Raw genomic sequence first — 23,899 nt, 5'->3', positions numbered from 1 at the left:
TCGATCACGGGTGCGGGAACCGGGGGTCGGTGCCCCCGTCGCGGCGGGCGCCTTCACAGGTACACGCACACGTTCGTCGGTTCGGTGTAGAAGTGCAGGGACGAGGCGCCTCCCTCCCGTCCGAGGCCGGAGAGGCCGACACCGCCGAAGGGCGAGCGCAGGTCCCGCAGGAACCAGGTGTTGACCCAGGCCATGCCCACGTTCATCGCCTGTGCCACGCGGTGGCCGCGGCGCAGGTCGCGGGTCCACACGGCGGCGGCGAGACCGTACTCCGTGTCATTGGCCAGCGCGATGGCCTCCTCCTCCGTGTCGAAAGGGATCAGCGCGGCGACGGGTCCGAAGATCTCCTCACGCACCGGCCGGTCGGCGTTGGTCAGGCCCGTCCACAGCGTCGGTTCGATCCACGAGCCGCCGTCCAGCTCGGCGCCCAGGCTGGGCGTGTTCCCGCCGATGAGGACGTTGGCACCCAGCTGTTCGGCAAGCTCCAGATACGCCCGCACCTTCTCGCGGTGTGCCTGCGAGATGAGCGGCCCGGTAGTGGTGGACGCCTCCAGCGGGCTGCCCAGGCTCAGGGACCGCGCCCGCTCGACCAGCCCGTCGGCGATGTCGGCGAAGACCGACCGCTGGACGTAGACCCGCTCGGTGCACAGGCACACCTGGCCGGTGTTGGCGAACACCGACCGGGTCAGGCCGTCCAGGGTCTCCTCGAGGTCGGCGTCCTCGAAGACGACCGCGGCGTTCTTGCCGCCCAGTTCGAAGGAGACCGGGCGCACGCGCGGCGCCACCGTCTTCATCACGCGGGCGCCGGTCGCCGACGAACCGGTGAAGGTGACACCGTCGATCCCCGGATGGGTCGTGACGTACTCCCCCGCCGAACCGCCGCCGAACCCGTGCACGACGTTGTAGGCGCCCGCCGGGAGCCCCGCCTCGGCGAGCACCTCGGCGAGCAGGGCCGCCGTACCGGGCGTCTCCTCGCTGGGCTTGACGACGACGGTGTTGCCGCAGGCCAGCGCCGGGGCCACCTTCCAGGTGAGCAGCAGCAGCGGCAGGTTCCACGGCACGATGACCGCGACCACGCCGAGCGGCTTGCGCACAGCGTAGTTGAGGGCGTGACGTCCGCCGGGCAGGTCGGTCAGGAAGGACTCCTGGCCGGCGGCGGCGACCACGTCGGCGAAGGTCCGGAAGTTGCCCACGGCCCGGGCCACGTCCAGGTCGCGGGCCAGGGTGACGGGCTTGCCGGTGTCGGCCACCTCGGCGGCCACGAACTCCTCGCACCGTGCCTCGATCAGGTCCGCCGCCCTGCGCAGCACGTCGGTCCGCTCCCGGACCGCGGTCGCCGACCAGGTGTCCAGCGCCTTGCGCGCCGCGGTGACGGCCCGGTCCACCAACAGAGCGTCGGCCTCGTGGACGAGGGCGTGCACGCGGCCGGTGGCCGGGTCGGTCGCGTCGAAGCAGTGGCCCTCGGGGTCGATGAACCGCCCGTCGACGAAGTTGCGGATCCACCGCGGAATCTGTGCCGTCATGGCTCCCACCCTGGAATCGCGCCGCCATGACTGACAAATGATCTTTCGGGTTACTGCTATGCCCACTTCGGTATGTGCCTCCGGCGCGCGCTCCCGCCTGCCGCCCGCCAGGACCGCTTCCCCACAGGTCAGGACGGGGGTGACAGGGGCCACGAAGGTCCGGGAACGCGCCGCGCCGAACGGACTGCCGACTACCGGGACCAGGTGCCGGCTATACCCGAACCGCTATGGCGGCGGGGCGAACCGGCATTTGTCTCCTCTGGCCACCGGGCCCAGGATCCACCGATAACGCGGGGCCCGCCCGCCGTCCCCCAGCAGATGAGGCAATCCCATGAGCGACGCGGAGCGTCCCACGGGCGCGAGCAGAACAGCGCTTGCCACCCTCCTCGGCACCACCTTGGAGTGGTACGACTTCTTCCTCTACGGCACGGCCGCCGCCCTGGTCTTCGACAAGCAGTTCTTCCCGTCCCTGAGCCCGGCGGCCGGCACGCTCGCCGCCTTCAGCACCCTCGCGGTGGGCTTCGTGGCCCGTCCGCTCGGCGGCCTGGTCTTCGGGCACTTCGGCGACCGCCTCGGACGCCGCTCCACGCTGGTGGTATCGCTGCTGATGATGGGCATGGGCTCCACCCTCATCGGGCTCGTGCCGGGCTACGGCACCATCGGCCTGTGGGCCCCTGTGCTGCTGGTCGTGCTGCGCGTCGTCCAGGGCATCGGCCTGGGCGGTGAGGGCGCCGGGGCCACTTTGCTGTCGATGGAACACGCCCCCGAGGGACGACGGAACCTGTACGCGGGCTTTCCCCAGATGGGCACGCCGGCCGGTCTGGTGCTGGCGAACCTCGTCTTCCTGGCCACGAACTCCCTGGCCGGGCACGGCACTTTCCTCGCCTGGGCCTGGCGCGTCCCGTTCCTGCTGAGCTTCGTCCTCGTCGGGGTCGGCCTGGTCGTGCGGCTGCGCGTCACCGAATCGCCGTCCTTCCAGCAGGCCCGCGCACACGACGAGGTGGCCGGCTTCCCGCTCGCCGAAGCGCTGAAGACCGGACTGCCCCGACTGGGCCTGACCCTGCTCGCCGTGCTCGCGAACTCCGCGGTCGCCTACGTCTTCATGGTCTTCACGCTGTCCTACGGCACCCGACACCTCGGCTACGACCAGCAGTTTCTCGTCCTCGGGGTGACCTGTGCCGCGGTGCTGTGGTGCGTCTCCATACCGGTGTGGACCAGGCTCGCCGACCGCAAGGGCCGACGCACCCTCTTCGTCGGGGGATCCGTGGCCATCCTCGTCTGGTGCGCGGTGTTCTTCCCCCTGCTCGGCACCGGAGACGGCGCCATGGCCCTGCTCGCACTCGCCGGTATGGGCCTGATCATCCCGGTGACCCACTGCGTCCAGGGGGCCATCATCGCCGACACCTTCCCCGTGCGGGTGCGCTACTCAGGCACCTCCCTGATCCTCCAGGCAGGTGCGGTACTCGGCGGCGGCCTGGCGCCCGTGATCTCCAGCGCGCTCCTCGGACCGGGCAACTCCTCGACGGGGGTGACCTGTTACCTGGTGGGGATCTGCGCACTCAGTCTGGTCGGCGCGGTGGCGCTGTTCCGGGTGGCCCCGGAGACGTCGACCGATCAGCCCGTTCTCCAGCCCGAACTCGCAGGTGACGCATGAACGCCCGCTCCGTGATCCGCAGCGGTCCCCTCCGGTTCGCCACCGCGGAACGCTTCGCCCTGCCCTGTCCCGTGCCTGCAGGGGCGAGTGAGCCGAAAGGGCCCACCGGGCCGGAGATCGACACCCCGCCGGTGGGCCGGATCTGCCCACAGCCGCCGTCCCGGCTCGACGCGGTGATGGGCCCGCCCCGCGACCGGCGCCCGCAGAGTGAGGACTGTCTTCTCCTGACGGTCACGGCCCCCGCCGCCCCGGCCGCGGGGGCCGTGACCACTCCGGCCGCCCCCTCGACCGGCCGCCCGGTGCTCGTCTGGTTCCACGGCGGCGGCTTCAGCAGCGGTGCGGGCCTCCTCGACTGGTACGACGGCGGCGCGCTCGCCGCCGAACAAGACGTGGTCGTGGTCAGCGCCGGCTACCGGCTCGGCGCACTCGGCTACCTCGTCCTCGACGGGGTGAGCGAAGGCAACCTCGGCCTCCACGACCAGTTGGAGGCGCTGCGCTGGGTGCGCGACCACATCGCCCGCTACGGCGGCGACCCCGGCAACGTCACCCTCTTCGGCCAGTCGGCCGGCGCCCTGTCCATCCTGCTCCTGCTGCAACTGGACGATGCCCGGGGCCTGTTCCGCCGGGCAGTCCTCCAGAGCGCGCCGCTGTCCCTCGCCACCCGCTCCCTGACCGAGTCACGCGAGACCGGCCGCGTCTTCGCCGCCCACCTCGGCACCGACCCACGTACCGCCTCGCACGAAGCGCTGCTCGCCGCCCAGACCCGGACCGCCGCCGACCACCGGCGTCGTACGGGAAGCTTCCTGGCCCCACCGTTCGGCCCGGTGCGCAGCACCGCCCAACTGCCCTGCGTCACCGGGCGGCTCACCCTCGGCGGCAGCGCCCCGGACGTGCTGTACGGGTGGAACGCCGACGACATGTCCGCCTTCCCCGAGGGCCCGCGCGACAGAGGAAGTGTCGCCGCACGCACGCGGCGCATCTACGAGGCACCGCTCACCGCCCTGCGCGCGGAGCTGGAGCGCTCCGGCGCCCGCGTGCACGGTTACCGGCTGGACTGGCGCCCGCCCGGCTCCCCCTACGGCGCTACCCACTGCGCCGAGATCCCGCTGCTCCTCGGTTCGGCGGACGCCTGGCGGGACACGCCGATGCTGGGTGGCCTCAACTGGGCGCAGGTGGACGCGGTCGGCAACGGGGTGCGCGCCGCCTGGGCCTCCTTCGCCCGTACCGGCGACCCGGGCCCACTACCCGCGCCGCTCACCGCGCTCCCCCACTGACACCTGCGGACCTCTCCATGCCCCACCGGTGTTACGGGGCGCGCGGACGACGAGCCGAGCGACGTACGGTTCGGGGCGGCCCGGCCTACTCGGCTCGCATGCCGGCCGCGGCGTTCCGGGCCGCAGCGACGATCTCCTGCAACGCGGTGACGTGCCGGGCCAGCGCCCCCTGTCCAACGGAGGTGAGAGAGAGCCAGGTGCGCGAGCGTTTGCCGACGTGGCCCTTGCGGATCTCGACGTATCCGGCGTCCTCGAGCGCCGATGCGGCCTTGCTCATGACCGAGTCCGACACCTGGCAGTGGTCACGCACCACCGCGAACTCGGCTTCTGCGCACTCGGAGAGGAACGCTGCGACGGCCAGCCGGGTGGGGTTGTGCAGCACCGCGTCGAGGACAGTCCCCGGTGGCGCGCCGGCGGTCATACCAGTTCCCGCAGTTGACGCCTGATCACAGCGTTGTGCCGGGCAATGCCGGCCCAGCTGCCGAGCCCCCCGGCGACGGCTGCGGCGACGACGGCGGCCTGCGCGCCCGCACCGAGCGCCCAGCACGCTCCCCCCACCACGCATGCCGCGACGACGACAAGGGCCAGGTGCGTAAAGATCCGCTTCCTGCGCTCCTCCCGGGCGTCCACGGAGTGCGCCGACCCGGACCGCCGCACGCCCGCACTGCGCCGCGCGGCCCGCTTGATCACGAAAACCGCCAGCAACGCCACTGGCCATGCGGCGAATTGCTGGACGAGGAGCTGGTCCGTCTCCAGCAGCCACACCGCCACGATGGCGTAGACCGCCAGGACCGCACCGGACACCGGCCCATACCAAGCAGGCAGCAGTCGAGCCTGGAGCCGCGCCGTACCCTGCGAAGCCGCCACGTCCCGCAGGGCACTCGTCGCGGCCTCGGCCGACAACACGCCCTCGCGCGCTCCCCCACCATTGACGTTCTGCTTCACGACGCCCTCCACTCCCTCACTCGAGGCTTGCCACTATGGCATGAGCTTTCCATCGCGGAAAGTCCCCTGGTGAGCAAGCGTATGGACCCTGTGGGTGCCGAAAAGTACATCCCCGGTGTTCAGCCCGGATACCGGTACTCGTGGAGGGCTCCGCCGGGTCGGTCGTGGCGGCGTATGTTCAGTTGGGCGATGCACTCCGGATCTGTGATCGACGTGAGCCGCGCTCAGATCTCCGCGGCGGCGAGAAAGGCAGCCCGGGACAGAGCGATGGATCACCCGCCCGGGGCTGGTGCCAGGACAACTCGGCCACCTGCGTGCACCGCTGACAGCCATAGGCGGGCAACCCAACAGCAGCCGAGGGGCTGACCAGCCGCGCGCTTGAGCAGCCGAGCACAGACGCAGGCGCAGTCACCAGGTACTTGCGGACCAGTGCGCGGGGCGTTCCCGTCGGCGGCGGTCCGAAGGGGCACGAACCGCGAGCGACAGAGGCGAGTGATAGATTCTCAACAAGCGTTTATTTTTGAGCAGTAGGCCGTGAAACCCGCGGCGCAGGGGCCCACCCGGTGGTGCCTGCACCGCTTCGTGGAGAGCGAGCATCATGCGCATCCTCATCACCGCACATGCGATCTATTCGCACCTCGCACCGCTGGTACTGCCAGTGGCGGAGAGAGCTCAGGCGGCAGGCCATGAGGTGGCCGTCGCCACGGGCGCCGAGGTCGTCCAGCACATAGAGAAGCGGGGTCTCACCGCGCTGACACTGCCCCATATGGTGTCGATGGGGGAGGCGCTGCGGGACGGCACGTTCCCGCGTCCTCCGGGCATGGAGAAGGCCGGCTCCGTTACCGTTGAGCTGGCGCCGGAATTCTTCGCCGCGGCCTTCATCGGGCGCCTTTCCGCGTCCGGCGTCCCCGACCTCCTCGACGTGGCGAAGAGCTGGCAACCGGACCTGATCCTCCATGAGTCGACCGAGTACGGCGGCTATCTGGCGGCGGAAATCCTCGGCATCCCGCACGGCGCTCTGGACATCGGGCCGATGGCGCCCTATGCCCATCCCGCCGTGACGGAGGAGCTCAACCGGCAGCGGGAGAAATTCGGCCTGGCACCGGTCACCGACGCCTGGCACCCCTTCCGCGCCTTCCGCGCCGGAGTCGTTCCGGAGGATTTCTACCCCACGGACAACCGGCTGCCCAGCGCCCGCTATTACCAGGTTCCCGCCCAGACGGCACAGGGTGGCCTCGATCCGGAGATCGCCCGACTCGACACGGACCGGCCGCTCGTCCTCGCCACCCTCGGCTCGAACGCTACCCGGCTTCCCGGCGGTGCCCGTGCGCTGCTGGACACCATCATCGAGGCCCTGGGAGAGCTGCCGGTCACCGGTGTCGTGGCCCTGGGAGCCGATCGCGACCCGCAGCAGTGGGACGGGCCACGCCGCGACAACGTCCATCTGACGTCGTTCGTCCAGCAGGAACTGCTGCTCCGGTCCAGCGATCTGTTCCTCACGCATGCCGGCTTCAACGGGACCCGGGAGGCGCTGGCATCCGGAGTCCCCATGGTGGCCGTACCGCTGTTCGCGGAGCAGTCCCACAATGCTTCCCGGCTGCAGGAGTTGGGCGTCGGGATCCGGATGAATGTCCAGGACGTGACGCGCGACGCGCTGGCCTCGGCGCTGCGCAACGTTCTGGATGACCGCTCCTACCGGTCCCGCGCCCAGGGGCTCCAGCGCCGGTCCCACGCTCTGCCGGACCTCGGCCAACTGGTGGAGGATGCGGCAGCGCTGGCCGTTTGAGCCGGACGGCTCTCGCCGCACACCACCGCGGGGGGGGGCGGTTCCGCCGGTCCGTACCGCTGGTCCGTACCGCTGGTCCGTTCTGCCGGTTCGTACCGCTGGTACGTACGGTCTCGCTCCGGCCGCTGGGACTGGCTCCAGCGGCCGGAGCGGGTGGGGGTGAGGGCCGACGCTCTCCCTGTGCTGACGCCGCCGGCTCGTTCCCGCGGAGAAGGTGGGGTCGGCTGTTCCTCTGTGCAGGCCGGTGGAGCCCAGCGGCAGCCCCCCGCCCCCTCCCGCGGAACCTTCCGGTCCGCCGTTCCCCCTGTGAAGCCTTCCGATCTTCCGTTCCCTCTGCGAAGCTTCCGGTCCGCCGTTTCCAAGGCCCCGGCACTGTCCGGAAGTGCTTGTAGCATCAGGACCGGCACCGGAAAGGGGACCGACTTTGACCTGCGCCGATGCAGTGCCGAACGCACCCGGACAGGACGCGCAGCGCTCGTCCGGATCTGGACATCCGGCCGAGGAGGCAGCCCTTCCGGAGCGCAAGGGCGAGCGCACCCGTCGGCGCATTCTGACGGCCGCGCGGCGGAAGTTCGCGGAGGTCGGTTACGAGCGTGCGACCATTCGCGCCATCGCGACCGAGGCCGACGTGGACAAGTCCTCCGTGATCCAGTATTTCGGCAGCAAGCAGGCCCTGTTCCGTGAGGCCGTCCACTGGCAGATCCCTCATGACGAACTCACCACCAGCGACCCCCGCCACACGGTGGAGAACCGCCTGCGCGCCATGCTGGACACCTGGGCGGCGGATCCGGACAGCCCCATGGCGGTGCTCCTGCGGACGAGCATGACGAGCGACGAAGCGGCAGAGCTGTTGCGCCGGCACATGACCGCAGAGGTCACCGATCACATCGCAGCCACCATCGATGCCCCCGACGCGCGACTGCGTGCCGCACTGTTCAGCGCGATCATGATGGGGGTCGCCGCCCAGCGCTATCTGCTGCACCTGCCCGACCTGGCAGACGCGGACGTGGAGGACATCGTGCGGATCGCCACTCCCCTGCTCCGCAGCCTCGTCGCTCCGGACGCCTGAGCCACCTCCACTCCACCGCCGGCCACATCCGCGGCTCGCTAGCCAGGCAGCCACATCCACCTCAGCCACATCCGCCAGCCCGCCGTCGGCCCCGCGCCAGGCCCGCCGCCGGCCCGCGATGAGAGCCACGACCGCGCAGTCCTGCGGAGTTGCCGAGGGCCTGGGAGGCGGCGCGGGCATCACGGCCTGCGGAGCAGGGTGATCCCGTCCTCCTCGGCGACCTGGACATAGCCATGGGCACGGTAGAGGCGCAGCATGCGGTGAGTTTGGTCCACCGGGCAGGGGGTTTCGACGGTCGGGTCGTGACGGTCCGAGACCACCCAGCGCGGCGGATGTGCCGGGAGGGCGGGCGGCGCGGCGGGATCGGGGCCGGTGCCGGTGCCGGTGCCGGTGCCGATGCCGAAGCAGACGAGGCTGACGGTGGTGCGTCCGGTCAGCATCGGTGCCAAGCGGTTCGAGGAGGCAACGGTGTCCCCGTCGGGTATGCGGCTCAACAACCGCTCCGCCGTACGGACATGCGCCGGTGTCCGCCAGGCCGAGGGGAGGACCAGGTCGTGGAGCGGATAGACCGCGGCCGTGACGGCGGTGAAGGCGGCCGTGAAGGCAAGGGCTTTACGACGTCTGCGGGGCGGCACGATATCCGGCCGCCGGTGCAGCACATCGACGAGGCCGGCGAAGACGAGCGGCATCAGGATCGCGTTGTAATGGAAATTCGGCTGCCAGTAGTGCTCGTTGCCGGCCAGCAGCCGCCACGCGAGCGTGGGTACGCACAGCAGTGTCAGGGGGGAACGCAGGCCGAGGAAGGCGGTGGGCGCGGCGAGCATGAACAGCAGCAGCCACTTCATCGGCGGCCAGAGCAGGTGCAGTCCGGCGGACGCAAGACCGGCGAGGCTGCCCGACGAGGAGGCCTCGCCCGGCATCTGGTGCCAATAGTCGAAGCCGCCACGGGGATTCATGGCAGGCAGAAGAACGAGAATTTCCACCGCTGTGCCCGCCACGCCGAGAAAGGCCACGGCAACACCGAGCAGGACGGGGAAACGTCGCCGCTCCCCGGGGTGGTAAGCCGGGTCCCCGGAATCGTGACGCCGCTCCCCAGGATCGTGACGCCGGTCTCCGGGATCACGGCGCCCGTCGCCGGGATCACGGCGCCGATTCTTGGGCTGATGGCTCCGTTCCCTGGAATGGCCGGACCGTTCCAGGGAATTGTGGCGCCGCTCGCGCAGCCCCTGCCATGCGATATAGCCGCCAATGGCTGCGAGCGTGAGCCCGAGGTCCTCTTTCACCAAGAGCAGCGGGAGCGCCCATGCTGCCGCCGCCCCCCAGCGACGCTGACCGAGGGCGGTCACGCTGAATGCGAGCAGCGGAACCGCGAAGCATATTTCGTGGAAGTCCTTGGCGACTCCCGCGACGAGGCCCCAGGAAGCGCCCAGCCCGCAGCCCACCACCAGGCCGGTGACCGGTCCGACAGCCCGGTGTGCCCAGCGGGTGAGCGGAAAACAGGCGAGTGCCATCAGCGCGGCCTGCACCACGAGCAGCGTCACGCCGCTGGGGAAGAGCCGGTAAAAGGGGGCGACGAGCACCAGGATGGGGTGAAAGTGGTCTCCGAGGAGGTGAAAACCCGGCCCCTTGAGTTCCACGATCGGAGCCCGGCCGTGCGCATAGGCACGAATTGCCTGCTCGAATATCCCCAGGTCGTAGCCGGCATTGAGCATGCGGTCGTTCCGCAGCACCGACACCACGGTGTACAGCACAAAAAATACCGCGGTAACGGTCCACCCCATGGCCCGTGGGCCTGGCAGGCGTCGACCGAACGCGGCACCGGTATCCGAGACGTGGCGCGCCGAAGGTATTCGGAAAGACCACGTTCTCCGGGTCCGTTCCGACCGTTTCGACTGCTCCGGCCGCTTCGACTGCTTCGACCGCTTCGGCCACTCCGCCGTTTCCACCCTCGCACCCACCGTCATCGACCCGGCAAAGGAACACGATGTGCTGCCACGGCGGAGAGACGCAGTGGGCCGGGCAGGCAGGCCTGCCGGCGGCGGCGATTCACTCCCGTCCCGTCCCGGTTTGTCCGGACGGCGGTACAACCGCGGGAACGCATCCCGCGCGAGTGTAACGCCGGGCCCGCAGGGCGAATTCTCGGCGATGCGCGGTGCGGTGCACGGGGCGCGGAGCAGCACGGTCGCCGGTGGTCGGGGGTGACGTGGCGGACGAGGTGGTGTGACGGGGGCGGGTGATGTGGCTTCAGCGAGCCAAGCGCCCCAGGAGTGAGGAGGCCGCAGCGATGCCCAGTACTGCGGCGGCCATCAGGACGGTGAAGTCCAGAGCCAGATGGGCGTGGGTCCCCAGGAGGAGGCCGCGGAGGGCATCGACCTGGTAGCTCAGGGGGTTGATCCTGCTGACCGTCTGGAGCCAGCCGGGCATGATCGCCACCGGGTAGAGGGCGTTGGAGGCGAAGAACAACGGCATGGTGATGGCCTGGCCAATACCCATCAGGCGGTCGCGGGTGAGCACGATCCCGGCGATCGTCATGGACAGGCAGGAGAAGAAGGCCGAGCCGAGGATCACCGCGACGCCGACGGCCAGGAGCCGTAGGGGGTTCCAGGTCATGGCCACCCCGAGGAGTGCGGCGATGACGATCACCACGACGGCCTGGATCAGCGCCTTCACCCCGGCGGCGAAGGCCTTTCCGGCGATCAGAGCGGAACGTGGGGTCGGTGTGACCAGCAGCTTGGTCAGGATGCCGGCGTCCCGCTCCCAGATGATCATGATGCCGTAGAAGATCGCGATGAACATGGCCGACTGGGCGATGATGCCGGGCGCCAGATAGTCGATATACGGGGTGCCGCCGGTCGGGATGGCCTTGATCCGGGTGAAGGTCTCGCCGAAGACCAGGAGCCACAGGGCGGGCTGGACGGCGCGGGTGTAGAGCTCCGTCCGGTCGTGGCGCAGCTTTTGCAGTTCGACCACGCACATCGCGATGACCCTGGCGGGCAGCACCCGCCAGCCGGTGCGGGCACGTGGCGGTACCAGCAGCAGGTCCAGGCGGCCGGGGCCGGTGGCCGGTTCAGCCGACTCGGTGTGCGGTGCGGCGGGTGCTCCGGACATCTCGGAAGTCTCCTGACTGCTCGTCGAGGCCGCTGCCGGCGACGTCCCGGAAGACGTCCTCCAGCGTCGGCACGGCATCGGACGAGCCCGAGGGGGCCGATGAGGGAGAGGAGGGAGAAGGAGAGGAGGGGGAGGGGGAGGGGGAGGAGGGCGAGTCCGATGAGGCGGCAGCGGATACTGCGGAGGTGGCCTCAGTGCTCGGTGCCGTGGGGGCAGTGGCCGAGGCCGCGGCCGCGCGGCGGCGGGCGCGCAGGGCGGACCGGAGCTCGTCGGGAGTGCCGAGGGCGCGGATCCGGCCTCGGTGCATCAGGGCGAGGCGGTCGCAGTACTGGTCGGCCTCGTCCATGTAGTGCGTGGTCACCAGCACGGTCATGCCGGTGGCGGCCCGTACGGCGTTGATGTGCTCCCAGACGCTGGTGCGGGCGATCGGGTCGAGGCCGATCGTCGGCTCGTCGAGCATCAGCAGGCGGGGCGCGCTGACCAGCGCCTGGGCGAGTTCGAGGCGGCGGATCATGCCGCCGGAGTACGTCTTGGCGAGCCGGCCGGCCGCGTCGGTGAGGCCGACGGCTTCCAGCGCCTGGGTGACGCGTGCGGCGCGCTCACGGCGCGGGACATCGAAGACCCGGGCGAACAGGGCGACGTTCTCGCGCCCGGTCAGCCCGGCGTCCGCGGACAGCTGCTGCGGTACGTACCCCAGCAGCCGGCGCACCGCCATCCGCTCCTTCGCCGCGTCATGCCCGAATACCCGCACCATGCCGGAGGGGACGGGCAGGAGGGTGGTGATACAGCGGATCGCGGTGGTCTTGCCCGCGCCGTTGGGGCCGAGCAGGCCGAAGACCTCACCGGGGCGGACGGAGAGGTCGACGCCGTCCACGGCCTTGGTCTCCCCGAAGGCGTAGCGCAGGGCCCGGCAGGTCACGGCGTCGGGGGCGGCCTCGTCCGGGTCGGGGGCGGCCGCGTCCGGGTCGGGGCCGGACGTCCGCCCCGGCCGTTCTTCGTCGTCGCAGGTCATATGCGCTCCGCCTCCTCGTGCAGGTGGTGGGCGAGCCTGCGCAGGGCAGGAAGGGCCGCCGGCAGCGAATCAGCCGCTGGACACCGGCCGGCGCATCGGCCGACGAGTCGGGAACTCCCCTGCAGCCACGCTCCGGATTTTAGCTCTGCGGGCAGCCAGTGGCCCCGGACGCGCGCGGAGCGGGCATCGAACGGCCCAGCCGGGGAGCCGGGCCGGTCCGTGCAGTGCCGTGCCCGTGCGGTGCCGGTCCGTGCGTGTCGTGCCCGTCCGTGTCGTGTCGTACGTGCCGCGCCATGCCCTACGCATGGGGAGCCTGCGCCGGTACGTTCCGGCTCAGCCGTCCGCGGGTGGCGGTGGCGGGGTCGGCGCCCCGGCCGGCGGCGCGATCTTCGCATGGACCGGGACCGGGACCGGGACCGGCGCCGAAGCCGAAGCCGCGCCGGACGCCCCAGGTGGCGAGGGTGCCCCGGAAGCCGCAGGTACCGCGGATGCCCCGGATTCCGAGCCCGGCAGCAAGGCATCGCGCCGGGCACCCGGGTCCCAGCCCGTGTCCACGACCCGCTTCTGGAAGAGGACCGCCGCGCCCAGGAGCACGGCCCCCAGGGCCAGCATCACGACGGTGCCGCCGGTCGCCCCCGCCTTGGCGGCATTGCCGATCAGGGTGCCGAACCAGCCGAAGTCGGCATCGCCGAAGGTGGTGTTCTCCTTGCCGAACGCACCGAGCACCTTGAGCAGCAGCGCAGGCAGGAACGTGATCAGCACACCGTTCAGGAAGGCACCGACGACCGCACCGCGCCGGCCACCGGTCGCATTGCCGTAGACGCCGGCCGCTCCCCCGGTGAAGAAGTGCGGTACAAGCCCCGGCAGGACCAGCGCGAGGCCGAGCGCCGGATGGCCCACCCAGGTCAGCAGGGCAAGGCTGACCAGGCCGCCGACGAAGCTGGCGAGAAAGCCGATGAGCACCGCGTTCTGCGCGTACGGGAAGACGATCGGGGCGTCGAGGGACGGCACCGCGCCCGGTACGAGCTTGCCGGCGATCCCCTGGAACGCCGGGACCAGTTCGCCCAGGATCGTCCGGACGCCGAAGAGGATCACCGCGACCGCGATCCCGAACTGCAGGCCCTGCATGACGGACTGCATCACGTAGTTGCCGAGGTCGCCGGCCGCGGTGCCGCCATCGGCCGCGAACGCCTTGAACGCCGTCGCCCGGCCCACCCGGGCCAGATAGACCAGCGACATGATGACGTAGATCAGCACCATGGACAGCGCCGTGGCAACCATCGAGTCCCGCAGAAAGCGCAGGCCCTCGGGCAGCTTCATGTCCTCCGTACTGCGGCTGCGCTTGCCGACGAGTTGCCCGGCGGCGCCCGCGACGATGTAACCGGCGGTGCCGAAGTGGCCGATGGCGATGCTGTTGTTGCCGGTGATGCGCTTGGTCCAGGGGTGTGCGAAGGCCGGCATCGCGACCATCAGAATGCCCAGCAGCAGCCCCCCTACGACCACCACACTCACCGAGGAGCGGCCGGAGGTGGCCAGGACCATGGTCAGTAGGGTGGCCATGAACAGCATGTGATGGCCGGTCAGGAACACATACCGCAGTGGAGTGAAGCGGGCCAGCATCAGGGCGACGGCAAAGCCGAGGATCATCAGCCAGGCGACGCGGGCGCCGAACTGCGCCTGGGCGATGCCGACGATCGCCTCGTTGGTCGGGATCACCCCATGCGCCCCGGTCGCGCCCTGGATCATGCCGCCCAGCGGGCCGAGAGAACTGACCACCAGCCCGGCCCCGGCGCCGATCAGCAGAAAGCCGAGCGTCGCCTTGATCGCACCTCCGACCACCTGACCTGCGGTCTTCTTCAGCGCGATCAGACCGGCCGCCGTGATCAGGCCGATCAGATACGCGGGTTGGCTGAGGATCTCGTTCACGAGAAACGTGGCGAGGGATATGAGCCAGTCCATGGTGGCGATCCGTCCTCCCGGCTTCCTTCGGTGGGGCGCCGTGGTGTCGTGGTCTCGTGGCGTCGTTTGTTCGGGCGTGGGGTGGCGGGTGGAGGGTGGCAGGTGTCAGGCGTCGGGTGGCGGGTGTATCGAGCGACGGCTGACGGCGGCCTTTCCCGACGCGGTGCGCCGTTGCCCTGCTCAGTTGCCGTGCCCGCCGTGCTCAGCTGCCGTGCCCGCCGTGCTCAGCTGCTGTGCTCAGTCGCCGTACTCAACTGCCGTACTCAACTGCCGAACTCACACGTCATAGATGTCGCGGAGGGTGCGGTCGACCGCGGGACCACTGGTGAAGTCGTCGACGACCTTCACCGGTACGCCGACCTCGCCCAGCGTCCTGGCGATCTCCCGGGAGGTGAGGATCGCGACGGCCTCGGACGCCTTGCCCTTCGCCGAGATGGTGTCGGTCGCCTCCACCGTCACGTGGCGGGACCAGCCCCAGCGGTCGAGCACCTGCTCCAGTGTGCTCTTCAGGAAGAGGCTGGTGCCCACGCCGTTGCCGCACACGGTAAGGATCTTGTGTACCGCCTGCGGGGCGGCGCCGGGCTGCTCGCGTACGACTTCCTCGTGCACGGCCTGACCGGGTACGGGCCGCTCGTGCACGGCTTCTCCACCTCGCGGCCGGTCATCGCCATCGCCGCCGACGTCGCCGGCCCCATCCCACTCGCCCTCCGGCCCGGCCAGCACCGCACGCAGCGCGTCCGGACCGGCCGCGTCCTGCAGCGCCTGAGCCGTCGCCGGGTCGGCCAGCAGCTGCGCGAGTGCGGCCATCGCCGCCGTATGCGCCCCGGAGTCCTCCGCGGCGAGTCCCACGACCAGATGCACCGGGTCATTCGACTCATGACCGAACTCCACCGGTTGCACCAGACGGACCCAGGACATCCCGGTCCGGAGCACAGCGGGCGAGGGACGGGCATGGACGAACGCGAAGCCCGGCGCAATGACGAGGTACGGCCCGTTCTCCTCGACATTGCGGATCATCTCCGCGGTGTAGGCGTCGGTGGCGGCACCCGTATCCACCAGCAGCCCACCCGCCCTACGTATCGCTTCCCGCCAGTCCGCCACCCGGACATCGAGGCGTACGGCCGCCTGCGGGAGAAGATCGTTCAGCGCTGCCATGGCAGGGGACTCTACATACGCCCAGGTGACAGCGCACGGGTGCGGAAGCAAGAATTCCGAGGGATTTCCCCGGAACTGCCACCCCGCAACCGCCACCCCGGCAAGCGGCCTTGAAAGTCACTTGTCTTGACAGTCACTTGTGGGCGGAGAAGCCTGTTCTTTCGGCAGTTGCCGGATGTCGGGGGATACCGGGGGAATCAGGGGAATCGGGGGACCCATGATGAGATACGCCTCTGCGCACGCGACAAACAAGACAGCGACGGACACGGGCGCACCACCAGCACACGGCACAAGCCGGACCACCACCGCCAACGCACGATCGACGCAGCCGGCACGGAGGCCACGTCTCAGGAGCCGGGCCGCCGTTCCGGTCGCGGCGGCGCTCATTCTCTCACTGCCGCTTGCGGCCTGTTCGTCGTCTTCGGACGGGGAAGGCAAGGGATCGGGGGACGGCCCCAGCAGCTCGGCGTACTCCCCCGGTCCGAGCCCGACACCGACCGTCGCACCGGCCACCTACCGCCACGCGCTGACCGAAGCTCTCGGGCCGCTCGACAGCGCCCTGCGCACGGTCGACGGTGCGCACGAGGGCGGGCCGCTGAACAGGGCCCTGGACGCGGCAGCAGCCAAGGCGGACACCGCCGCAGGCGCCCTGCACTCCACCGCGACGCCGGACGACGCCCTTGCCGGCAACGGACAACTCGCCTCTGCCCTGGGCGCCTTGGCGCAGGATCTGCGGAACGCCCGTGGCAGCGGCGGCCGCTGCGCCGCCTCACCACGCGTCGCACTCGGCACGGCCCGGAGCCCGCAGAGCGTCAAGCTGGCCGGGCGCGCGCTCACCGCGCTGGGCTACGACGCCACACTGCGCCTGCCGCGTACGGAACGGGCCCGGCACCGACGGCTCACGAACGGTGCCTTCGTCCACGACGGCAGCCGGGGCGGTCTGGGGCGGCTGACCGTCAAGAACGGCACCGGCACCGATGCGGTGGTGACGCTGGCCCGCGGCACCCGGACGACGTTCTCCGTGTATGTGCGCAGGGGCTCCGAGGCGACCGTACGCAGCGTCAACAGCGGCTCGTACAGCGTGTACTTCACCACCGGCGAGGACTGGAACGGCCCGAAGAGCTCCTTCACCCGCGAGTGCCGCTTCGAGAAGTTCGACGACAAGGCGACCTTCCGGACGGTGCGGGTGGCGGGCGGAACGCAGTACACGGTGCTGACGTTCAGCCTGAACAAGGTGGTCGGCGGGAATGCCAGTACGAGTGCGGTGCCGCCGGCCGAGTTCCCGTCGTAGCGGTGGCCGAGGGCTGCCGTGGCCGAAAGGCCGTGAGCGCGGAGCCGAGCAAGGATGAGCGGGAAGGGGGGCGCGAAGGCGCCACAGCGGCTCGATAAAGTGCGCCGTGTGGGCGACAGTACGTGGTGGACTCTGGGGATCGCGGCGGTGACCGGCGGCACGGCGGTGCTCGCCAGTTGGGTCACCAGCCGCGGCAGCGCCCAGGCCACAAGGATCCAGGGCGAGATCTCCGCACGTGCACAGCGCTCCGAGCGGCTGCGGGAGAGCCGGCGCACCGCCTACCTGGATCTGATCGAACAGACCCACCGGATGGGCGAGTTGTTCTGGGAGATCTCCGCCACGCTGCGGCTGCCGGTCTCCGATACCCGTACCGCCGCACTCGGCGAGCTGCGGGACCGTGAGGTCGCCGAGTACGCGAAGATCCGTCGCTGCGCCCGAGTCGTCGAGCTGGAAGGCCCGCCCTCGGCCGCCGCGGCGGCGCTCGCCCTCCAGAAGGCGACGGGCCCCTTCTACACGGCCCTCACGGACGACCCGCCCGGCGACACCGGTCGCCACGACGCCTTCAACGCCGCCTACCGCCCCTTCTGGGCGGCTCTGGAGGACTTCGTGGAGGCGGCGCGCACGGCCCACCAGACGGACTGAGCGGCCCGAGGGGACACCCGGGACGACCCGGCCGAACCACCGGGGCCTGGCGCGCTGTTGCTCGTCAAGGGCTACGGCTCGCTGTCGCGTCGTCGTGACCGTTGATGCCGTCGCCGTCACGGACACCGACACCGACACCGTGACCGTTGTCAACGGTCGACGTCACCGTTTGCTGTCGCCGTCACCGTGGCCGTCGTCGTACGGCGCGAGGGCAAGCAGGGCGACGTCGTCATGGAAGACACGGGTGTGCCGGGGCAGGTCGGTGTTGAGAAAGTCGATGACGTCGTCGGGGCCAGGGCCAGGGCCTGGTCCGGGGGCAGGGCCGGGGCCGCGGTCGGGTCCGCCGGTGAAGCGATGACGAAGCCGGTCGAGGAGAGGGTAGAAGGCGCCGGTATGGTCGCGCGCCTCGATCAGTCCGTCGGTGCAGAGGAGCAGAACGTCGCCCCGGTCGAAGCGGTGGGTATAGGCGACGGGGTACTCGCCGGTCAGGGCGCCCAGGCCGAGCGGGAGGGCGGGCGGCCCGGTAAGGGCCGTCACCTCGCCGCGCGAGATCAGGACCGGTTCGATATGCCCCTGGTTGACGATCGTGATGCGGCGGGCCGGGGCGTCGTACTCCACCAGGACGGCGGTGACGAACAGTTCGTCGTCGGGGAGTTCTTCGGCCTCGCGGGCCAGGCGTCGTTCCATACGGGCGGCGATGGCGGGCAGGTCACCGGGGTCGTAGACCGCCTCGCGGAAGCTGCCGAGGATATCGGCGACCGTACGGACGGCCTGGAGCCCCTTGCCCCGCACGTCGCCGATGATGGCGCGCTCACCGGACTGAGTGGCGCGGATGTCGTAGAGGTCGCCGCCGACCATGGTGCCGACCTCGCCGCTGCGGTAGAGACCGGCCGCGAGGACCCGTCCGACCCGGTGCGGCACCGGCCGCAGCAGGGTACGCATCAGCGCCTCGGCCACCGAGTTGCTGCGCACCAGGTGCTGCTCCTGGCGCCGGCGGTGGGCCGCCAGCGCCACACCGAGGATGCCGACCAGGCCGGTGGCGACATAGGCGGCGACATGATGGCTCTCCCACAACTCGTGGAGGTTGTGGCCGGTGCAGCACGGGGTGCCGGCCACCACCCCTTCCAGCGTGATTCCCACCACCGTGAACGCCGCCACACCGACCGGGCCGAGCGCGTACGCGGCGACCACCGGCAGCGCGATGAGCAGGAAACTCACCCCCCAGGGCGTGGGGGCGAGGCTTTCCAGCAGCATCACGAACGCGACATAGGCGAACGGCAGCCAGCGCATCCAGGTGGAGGGACAGGGCATTGCCAGGCCGCTGTGGTCGACGATCTCCGCGAGCCTCCCGGCCCGGCGGCCGTGGCGGCCCGGCAGGCGGCCACGACCGGTCCGCTCAAAGATCCGCTCTCCCCACCTGTCCACACGGACTCCTGACACGGCCCTGATCGAGAAGGCACAGCCTGACCCGGCCGGACAGCCCCAACGGGCCATTACGCCGTCAGCGGCATGTCCCCTCTCTTCCCCCGGTGAGGCCGGTGACTGCCCGGCAGGCTGGTAGCTGCCAGGCAGTCCGTGCCGGCCCGGCAGCCCGACGGTGAGTGATTGATGTGCGGGGATCGGCTTCGGCCCGACGCGTGGAGGAAATTCTCGGCATGAACACCTTCGACACCTTCGACACCTTTGACGCCTTTGACGCCTTTGACGCCTTCGACGCGCCTCGGGCCGGAAGGGCCGTACAGACCGTCCGGCCGCCGCGGTTGCGGCCCGGCGATCGGGTGCGGATCGTCTCTCCGGCCAGTACGCCCAGCCGCGAGGGAGTCACCCGTGGCGTCGCACTGCTGACGTCATGGGGACTCCGGGTCGAGTTGGGTGAGCACGTCTTCGACCGATGGGGATACCTGGCCGGCCGGGATGAGGATCGTGCCTCGGACCTGAACACCGCGTTCGCCGATCCGGGAGTCCGCGCCGTGATCGCTGCCCGGGGCGGCAAAGGCGCCTACCGCATCGTCGACGACCTGGACACCGGCACACTGCGACGCGACCCGAAGATCGTCGTCGGCTTCAGCGACATCACCCACCTCCACCTCACCCTGTGGGCGCGATGCCGTCTCGCCTCCCTGCACGGCCCGTTCGCCGGTTGGAGCGATGAAAGGTCCGGGCGGGCATCGGCCGACGCGCTGCGCCGGGCGCTGATGACCACCGACCCCGTCATCCTCCGACGGGACGCCGGCGAGGCCAGCTCGGAGGTCACCGTCGACGGCACCGCGACCGGCGTCCTGGTCGGCGGCAACCTCGACGCGATCCGTACCGAGGCCGGAGCCGGCCTGCCGAGCCTGGAGGGGGCAATCCTCTTTCTCGAACACCGGAAAGGCACAGGGCTGGGGGAAGTCGACCGCGCGCTGACCCAGCTGACCCGCACCGGAGTCCTGGACGGGCTGCGCGGTGTCGCGCTCGGCCAGTTCCTCGGCTTCGGCGAGGATGCGGATGATCCGACGCCGGGAGGATGGGGCATCGCCGATGTCCTGCGCGACCGCCTGACCCGCCTGGGCGTTCCTGTCCTCGGCGGACTCCCCGCAGGACACGGTCCGCACCCTCCGACCCTCCCACTCGGCACCCAGGCCACGATCGACACCACCCGGGGAACCCTGACCGTTCAGCCGGCCGTCGCCTGACGGGTGAAAGGTGCCGGACACCGGGTGCCGGGTGCCGGGTGCCGGGTGCCGGGTGCCGGGTGCCGGAGCCTACGGACCGGAATCCAGCACGCACAGACTCACCTCACCGTCCGTGCTGAAGCAGCCCCTCGGTGAAGTCCTCGGTAGCCGGTTCGTGCCGCGAGGTGTAAGGGCACTTCCAGTCCTCTTCGGTGAACCGGCCCGAGAAGTGCCGCGCGGGCTGCTCGTATTCGTACTCGGTGAAACTCGGATTGACGGAGCCGTTGTTCTTGGCCTCACGCCTGCGGATCGCACCCTGCATCGAGTAGAAATTCTCACCGAGGAACATGAACTGTGCGAGGGAGTTGAAGGCGATTGCCGAGGTCGTGAAGCGCCGACTCGCCCGGGACGAGCCGGGGTGCATCCCCACGACGAAGAAGGCGTGCCCGCCCGCGTGAAATCCGAAATTGGGCCGGTCGGGGTCGGAGGACGCGCCCTTGTCCAGGCCGAAGGTCCGGCTGTCAAGGTCGTGCATGAGTTGCAGATGCCGCCAGATGATCTCCTCGTAGGCACGTTCGTCCACCATGCCGGGCTCGTCGAACGTCGCGACAAAGGTACGGAAGCTCTGACCGGACAGCAGCGGACGGACGGCATCGACGTACTCCACGAGGTCGCGGTGGTTTCCCTCCGCCGAGGCCTCGTCGCCCATACGTCGATAGTGCCGGTGCGTGAGTGCCTGGCGCTTCACTGCGGCACGTGCGCCCAGACAGCTGAACTCCCGCGTCTGTATGAATCGTTCCAGTTCGGTGCGTATCGCGGTGCCGGGTTCATTCATCGTGAGACCTTGGCTTGATCCAATGCTGGCCCCATGACAGTGCGGGGTGCCGGAGCGAGCGGCAAGGCATAAACAGGACGAAGAGCAAAAGACAAAGAGCGAAGAGCGAAACACAGAGAGCAACGGGGAAGAGGGAAGCACGAAAAGCCACAGGGGCTCACGCAGGGCTCAGGCGATGTGGTGCACCAGGATGGGACGGGGTGTGGTGGCGACCGAAGCCGCCACCACAGGTACGTACGCGGTGTGCCGTACGGACCCAGGAATGCCGCCAAAGACTCCCTACGGCAGCGTGAAGAAGATCATCGGGTTGTGGTCGCTGTCCCGTACCGGCTCATCGAGCCCCAATTCCTTCTTGACGGCGGCCAGTTGCTCGGTCACCTGCGGCGCCTTCGCCGTGGACGGAGTGAAGAACTCGATGTTCTGCTCGGCCAGCCACTTCACGATGACCGACCCTTCGCTGAACGGCTTGGGGCGCCGGCCGTGGAACACATCGTGGACGCTGGTGGGCGTCCGCGAAGGCACGGCGGGGAACAGGTTCTCGATGTACCAGTGGGCAAAACGAGACCCGTGGTCCGCGTCGATGAAGAGGTAGTCCGTCTTGGCGGGGACCTTCTCCGGGTGCTGCTGGATGTCGCCCTTCGTGAACGTCCAGCGTTCCGCGGAGAGTTCGGCCGGCACATTGCGTACCACGTTGTCGACGATGTCGAACGAGTGGAGATGGCCGGTTCCGTTGTCACGGAGGGCGCTGAGGATCCACATCGTGGACCAGCCGTAGAAGGTCCCGACCTCCACCACGACCTCGGGGCGCAGATCACGGAGGAGGAGATACGTCATCTCCGCCTCGTAATCGTCGAGCTGCGCCTTCATCGACTTTCCCCGGTCCCGGAGAAACTTCCGCTGAGCGTCACGCACCACCCGCAGGTCGTCCTGGTACTTCGCATACAGACCGCTGACGTGCTCGACAGTTATGGCTTCCATTTTTCCTCCACCGGGATATTGCGTACTGATGAGAACTGATGCGAACGGACACGGTTGCGGGGCATGCGAAGGGTGCGCGGGGATGCAAGCGGTGCAGGGGGATACAGGGGATACAGGAAGATGCACCCGGGCGGAGCGATGCAGAGGAATGCCACAGACAAGGGGCGGGCGTGTCACGCCACCTTGTGTCCGAACGATGGGGGCACGTGCTCCGCACGCCGCACGACCGTGGGCAGCACTCTCTGCGCCATGACGCACGCAGGGGCAGCCCGGGGACGGCGGAGAGACCGGGGCGACGCCGAGGCCGGCGCGGCGCCGAAGCCGGGCCTGCCGCACGGGGCATCGCCGACCGGCCCGGAAGCGGTACCGAGGGGCATCGAACCAAGGCCGTCGCCATGGAGCACGGCGTCGCCGGGCCGGCATGGGAGGCTCTCCCGCAGGGTCCCCTCCCCCACCTCGCAGCGCGCATAGCCGCCGTTCCCCCGCTCCTTGCCCCGAGCCCCGACCGAGGACCACCCTACTTTTCACGGCCGGTAACAGCATCACGCCCAAGAACCATTGGCGCGTAGCTCTCAGGTATGAGGAGCCCCTGGGAAGGTGGCTGGTGCGGCCGCACGCTCCGCCTTCCGCAGCTGCCGGCGCACCACCGCGCCTCCCTGCGCCGGCCGCGTGACTCCGGATTCTCTCACCCTCTCGTCGCAGCCCGGACGACTCCCCTGCAGCGCGCGGCACCCCCGGCTCGCAGCCGGGGCCCGGCCCCGAGCCGCGCCCACTCCAACTCCCCTACTGCTGCTGAACGGCCCCGCATGCCGCGGTCACGGGCACCTGCAAGGACACCGGGAAGGCCTCGGGCGCAGGCAAAGGCGCCGCCACAGGCAAAGGCACAGCTACGGGGATCACCGCTCGGCGAACATCCCCGCGCGGAGCTTGGACAGCGTGCGGGTGAGCAGCCGGGAGACATGCATCTGGGAGACCCCGAGCTCGGCACCGATCTGCGACTGGGTCATCTCCTGGCCGAAGCGCAGCTCGATCAGGCGCCGTTCGCGTGCGTCGAGCGTCTCGAGCAGCGGAGCCAGCACATGCAGGTCTTCGACGGCCTCCAGAGCCGGGTCGTTGTCCCCCAGCACATCGACGAGGGTGCGGCGCTGCTCGGACGGGTCCGGATCGGCGGGGGTGTCGAGCGAGCCGGCGGTGTAGCCGTTGGCAGCGACGATGCCCTCGATGACCTCGTCCTCCGACAGGTCGAGGTGGGCGGCCAGTTCACGGACGGTGGGGTCGCGGTCGAGGGTGGCAGCAAGGTGCTCCTTGGCCTTGGCCAGGTCGCTGCGCAGCTCCTGGAGGCGGCGGGGCACATGGACCGCCCAGCCGGTGTCGCGGAAGAACCGCTTGATCTCCCCGAGGATGTAGGGGACGGCGAAGGTGGAGAACTCCACCTCACGCGAGAGCTCGAACCGGTCGATGGCCTTGATCAGACCGATCGTGCCCACCTGGATGACGTCTTCCATGTCATCACCGCGGTTGCGGTAGCGGCGGGCGACATAGCGCACCATCGACATGTTCATCTCGATGAGGGTGTTGCGCGCGTACTGGTACTCGTGCGTCCCCTCCTCGAGGACCTGAAGCCGGTCGAAGAACTGCTTCGACAACTCCTTCGCGTCGCGCGGGGCCACCTTCTGCGGTTGCGTCACCTCCGGCAGTACGGAGTCCGTGTCGGCGTCCCGCAGCCCGGTCGTGGTCCCGCTCACGATGGTGGTCATCTCGCCTTCCCGCGCGCCCGGCACCCGCGGACGCTGCAGCGGCCGCCTACCCCGATCCCATGCCACCATGCCTACGAACCGGAAGGAGATGCTCTCAGCGTCCAGGCCCGAGAGGTTCGCGGTGTCGCACGCACCCCCAGCGGCCCTTGGGCGCGTCCCGTATCCCGCCGTTTCCCGGTACCTCCGGTACCCCGTTCCCTCGTCTGACGGGGCAATGCGAGTCCGTCGTTTGACGGGTCAGCGCGGGGGCACGCGAC

19 protein-coding genes are annotated in these 23,899 nt (G+C 70.0%); 7 read left to right on the top strand and 12 right to left on the bottom strand.

Translation table 11 applies throughout. The features are described 5' to 3' along the window. Nucleotides 1-53 precede the first annotated feature (53 nt). Nucleotides 54-1,523 carry a 2-hydroxymuconic semialdehyde dehydrogenase gene (locus ABR737_RS34415; protein ID WP_350254885.1) on the bottom strand — a complete coding sequence of 490 codons (1,470 nt, stop codon included), beginning with the start codon at nt 1,521-1,523 and terminating at the stop codon, nt 54-56. 331 nt (nt 1,524-1,854) lie between these two features. Between ABR737_RS34415 and ABR737_RS34410 the strand changes: the two genes are divergently transcribed. Beyond that, on the top strand, nt 1,855-3,177 hold the full coding sequence (locus ABR737_RS34410; protein WP_350254884.1) for an MFS transporter: 1,323 nt from the start codon (nt 1,855-1,857) through the stop codon (nt 3,175-3,177). Next, a complete protein-coding gene (locus ABR737_RS34405) occupies nt 3,174-4,451 on the top strand; it encodes a carboxylesterase family protein (RefSeq protein WP_350254883.1) in 1,278 nt (425 codons plus the stop codon). The genes ABR737_RS34410 and ABR737_RS34405 overlap by 4 nt, the downstream gene beginning before the upstream one ends. Before the next feature lie 85 nt (nt 4,452-4,536). Here the strand turns inward: ABR737_RS34405 and ABR737_RS34400 are convergent, their stop codons facing one another. Continuing rightward, on the bottom strand, nt 4,537-4,872 hold the full coding sequence (locus ABR737_RS34400; protein ID WP_350254882.1) for a transcriptional regulator: 336 nt from the start codon (nt 4,870-4,872) through the stop codon (nt 4,537-4,539). After that, a complete protein-coding gene (locus ABR737_RS34395) occupies nt 4,869-5,396 on the bottom strand; it encodes a hypothetical protein (protein WP_350254881.1) in 528 nt (175 codons plus the stop codon). The genes ABR737_RS34400 and ABR737_RS34395 overlap by 4 nt, the downstream gene beginning before the upstream one ends. 598 nt (nt 5,397-5,994) lie before the next feature. Here ABR737_RS34395 and ABR737_RS34390 point away from each other — a divergent pair. After that, complete coding sequence (locus tag ABR737_RS34390; RefSeq protein WP_350254880.1) at nt 5,995-7,182, top strand: glycosyltransferase; 1,188 nt, start codon at nt 5,995-5,997, stop codon at nt 7,180-7,182. Nucleotides 7,183-7,624: 442 nt separating this feature from the next. Then, nucleotides 7,625-8,251 carry a TetR/AcrR family transcriptional regulator gene (locus ABR737_RS34385; RefSeq protein WP_350254879.1) on the top strand — a complete coding sequence of 209 codons (627 nt, stop codon included), beginning with the start codon at nt 7,625-7,627 and terminating at the stop codon, nt 8,249-8,251. Between the two features lie 179 nt (nt 8,252-8,430). Here the strand turns inward: ABR737_RS34385 and ABR737_RS34380 are convergent, their stop codons facing one another. The 5 genes from ABR737_RS34380 to ABR737_RS34360 form a co-directional block, all read right to left on the bottom strand. Next, on the bottom strand, nt 8,431-10,431 hold the full coding sequence (locus ABR737_RS34380) for a DUF2079 domain-containing protein (protein ID WP_502964426.1): 2,001 nt from the start codon (nt 10,429-10,431) through the stop codon (nt 8,431-8,433). A 64-nt stretch (nt 10,432-10,495) separates the two neighbouring features. Beyond that, nucleotides 10,496-11,359, bottom strand: coding sequence for an ABC transporter permease (locus ABR737_RS34375; RefSeq protein WP_350254878.1), 864 nt, complete (start codon nt 11,357-11,359; stop codon nt 10,496-10,498). Next, nucleotides 11,319-12,371: an ATP-binding cassette domain-containing protein gene (locus tag ABR737_RS34370; protein WP_350254877.1), complete on the bottom strand. Its 1,053-nt coding sequence runs from the start codon at nt 12,369-12,371 to the stop codon at nt 11,319-11,321. Before ABR737_RS34370 ends, ABR737_RS34375 begins: the two co-directional genes overlap by 41 nt. A 333-nt stretch (nt 12,372-12,704) precedes the next feature. After that, complete coding sequence (gene ulaA / locus ABR737_RS34365; protein ID WP_350254876.1) at nt 12,705-14,330, bottom strand: PTS ascorbate transporter subunit IIC; 1,626 nt, start codon at nt 14,328-14,330, stop codon at nt 12,705-12,707. A 276-nt stretch (nt 14,331-14,606) separates the two neighbouring features. After that, a complete protein-coding gene (locus ABR737_RS34360) occupies nt 14,607-15,485 on the bottom strand; it encodes a PTS sugar transporter subunit IIAB (protein ID WP_350254875.1) in 879 nt (292 codons plus the stop codon). Between the two features lie 220 nt (nt 15,486-15,705). On the opposite strand from ABR737_RS34360, the gene ABR737_RS34355 reads away from it, so the two are divergent. Further along, nucleotides 15,706-16,776, top strand: coding sequence for a hypothetical protein (locus ABR737_RS34355; protein WP_350254873.1), 1,071 nt, complete (start codon nt 15,706-15,708; stop codon nt 16,774-16,776). Nucleotides 16,777-16,884: 108 nt separating this feature from the next. After that, on the top strand, nt 16,885-17,418 hold the full coding sequence (locus ABR737_RS34350; protein WP_350254872.1) for a hypothetical protein: 534 nt from the start codon (nt 16,885-16,887) through the stop codon (nt 17,416-17,418). Between the two features lie 162 nt (nt 17,419-17,580). Here ABR737_RS34350 and ABR737_RS34345 read toward each other — a convergent pair whose 3' ends face one another. Beyond that, nucleotides 17,581-18,843: a PP2C family protein-serine/threonine phosphatase gene (locus ABR737_RS34345; protein WP_350254870.1), complete on the bottom strand. Its 1,263-nt coding sequence runs from the start codon at nt 18,841-18,843 to the stop codon at nt 17,581-17,583. A 230-nt stretch (nt 18,844-19,073) separates the two neighbouring features. On the opposite strand from ABR737_RS34345, the gene ABR737_RS34340 reads away from it, so the two are divergent. After that, nucleotides 19,074-20,093, top strand: coding sequence for a S66 peptidase family protein (locus ABR737_RS34340; RefSeq protein ID WP_350254869.1), 1,020 nt, complete (start codon nt 19,074-19,076; stop codon nt 20,091-20,093). Nucleotides 20,094-20,196: 103 nt separating this feature from the next. On the opposite strand, the gene gntA is transcribed toward ABR737_RS34340, so the two are convergent. From gntA to ABR737_RS34325, 3 genes are all read right to left on the bottom strand, one after another. Further along, on the bottom strand, nt 20,197-20,907 hold the full coding sequence (gntA, locus tag ABR737_RS34335; RefSeq protein WP_350254868.1) for a guanitoxin biosynthesis heme-dependent pre-guanitoxin N-hydroxylase GntA: 711 nt from the start codon (nt 20,905-20,907) through the stop codon (nt 20,197-20,199). Between the two features lie 279 nt (nt 20,908-21,186). Further along, on the bottom strand, nt 21,187-21,885 hold the full coding sequence (locus tag ABR737_RS34330; protein ID WP_350254866.1) for a class I SAM-dependent methyltransferase: 699 nt from the start codon (nt 21,883-21,885) through the stop codon (nt 21,187-21,189). Nucleotides 21,886-22,781: 896 nt separating this feature from the next. Further along, entirely contained in the window at nt 22,782-23,642 is an 861-nt protein-coding gene (locus ABR737_RS34325; protein ID WP_350254864.1) for an RNA polymerase sigma factor SigF, read from the bottom strand. Nucleotides 23,643-23,899 lie beyond the last annotated feature (257 nt).

This window comes from Streptomyces sp. Edi2 (assembly GCF_040253635.1).
Taxonomy (GTDB): Bacteria; Actinomycetota; Actinomycetes; order Streptomycetales; family Streptomycetaceae; genus Streptomyces.
Note: the sequence above shows the minus strand (reverse complement) of the source record. Positions and strands in the feature narration are given on the sequence as shown.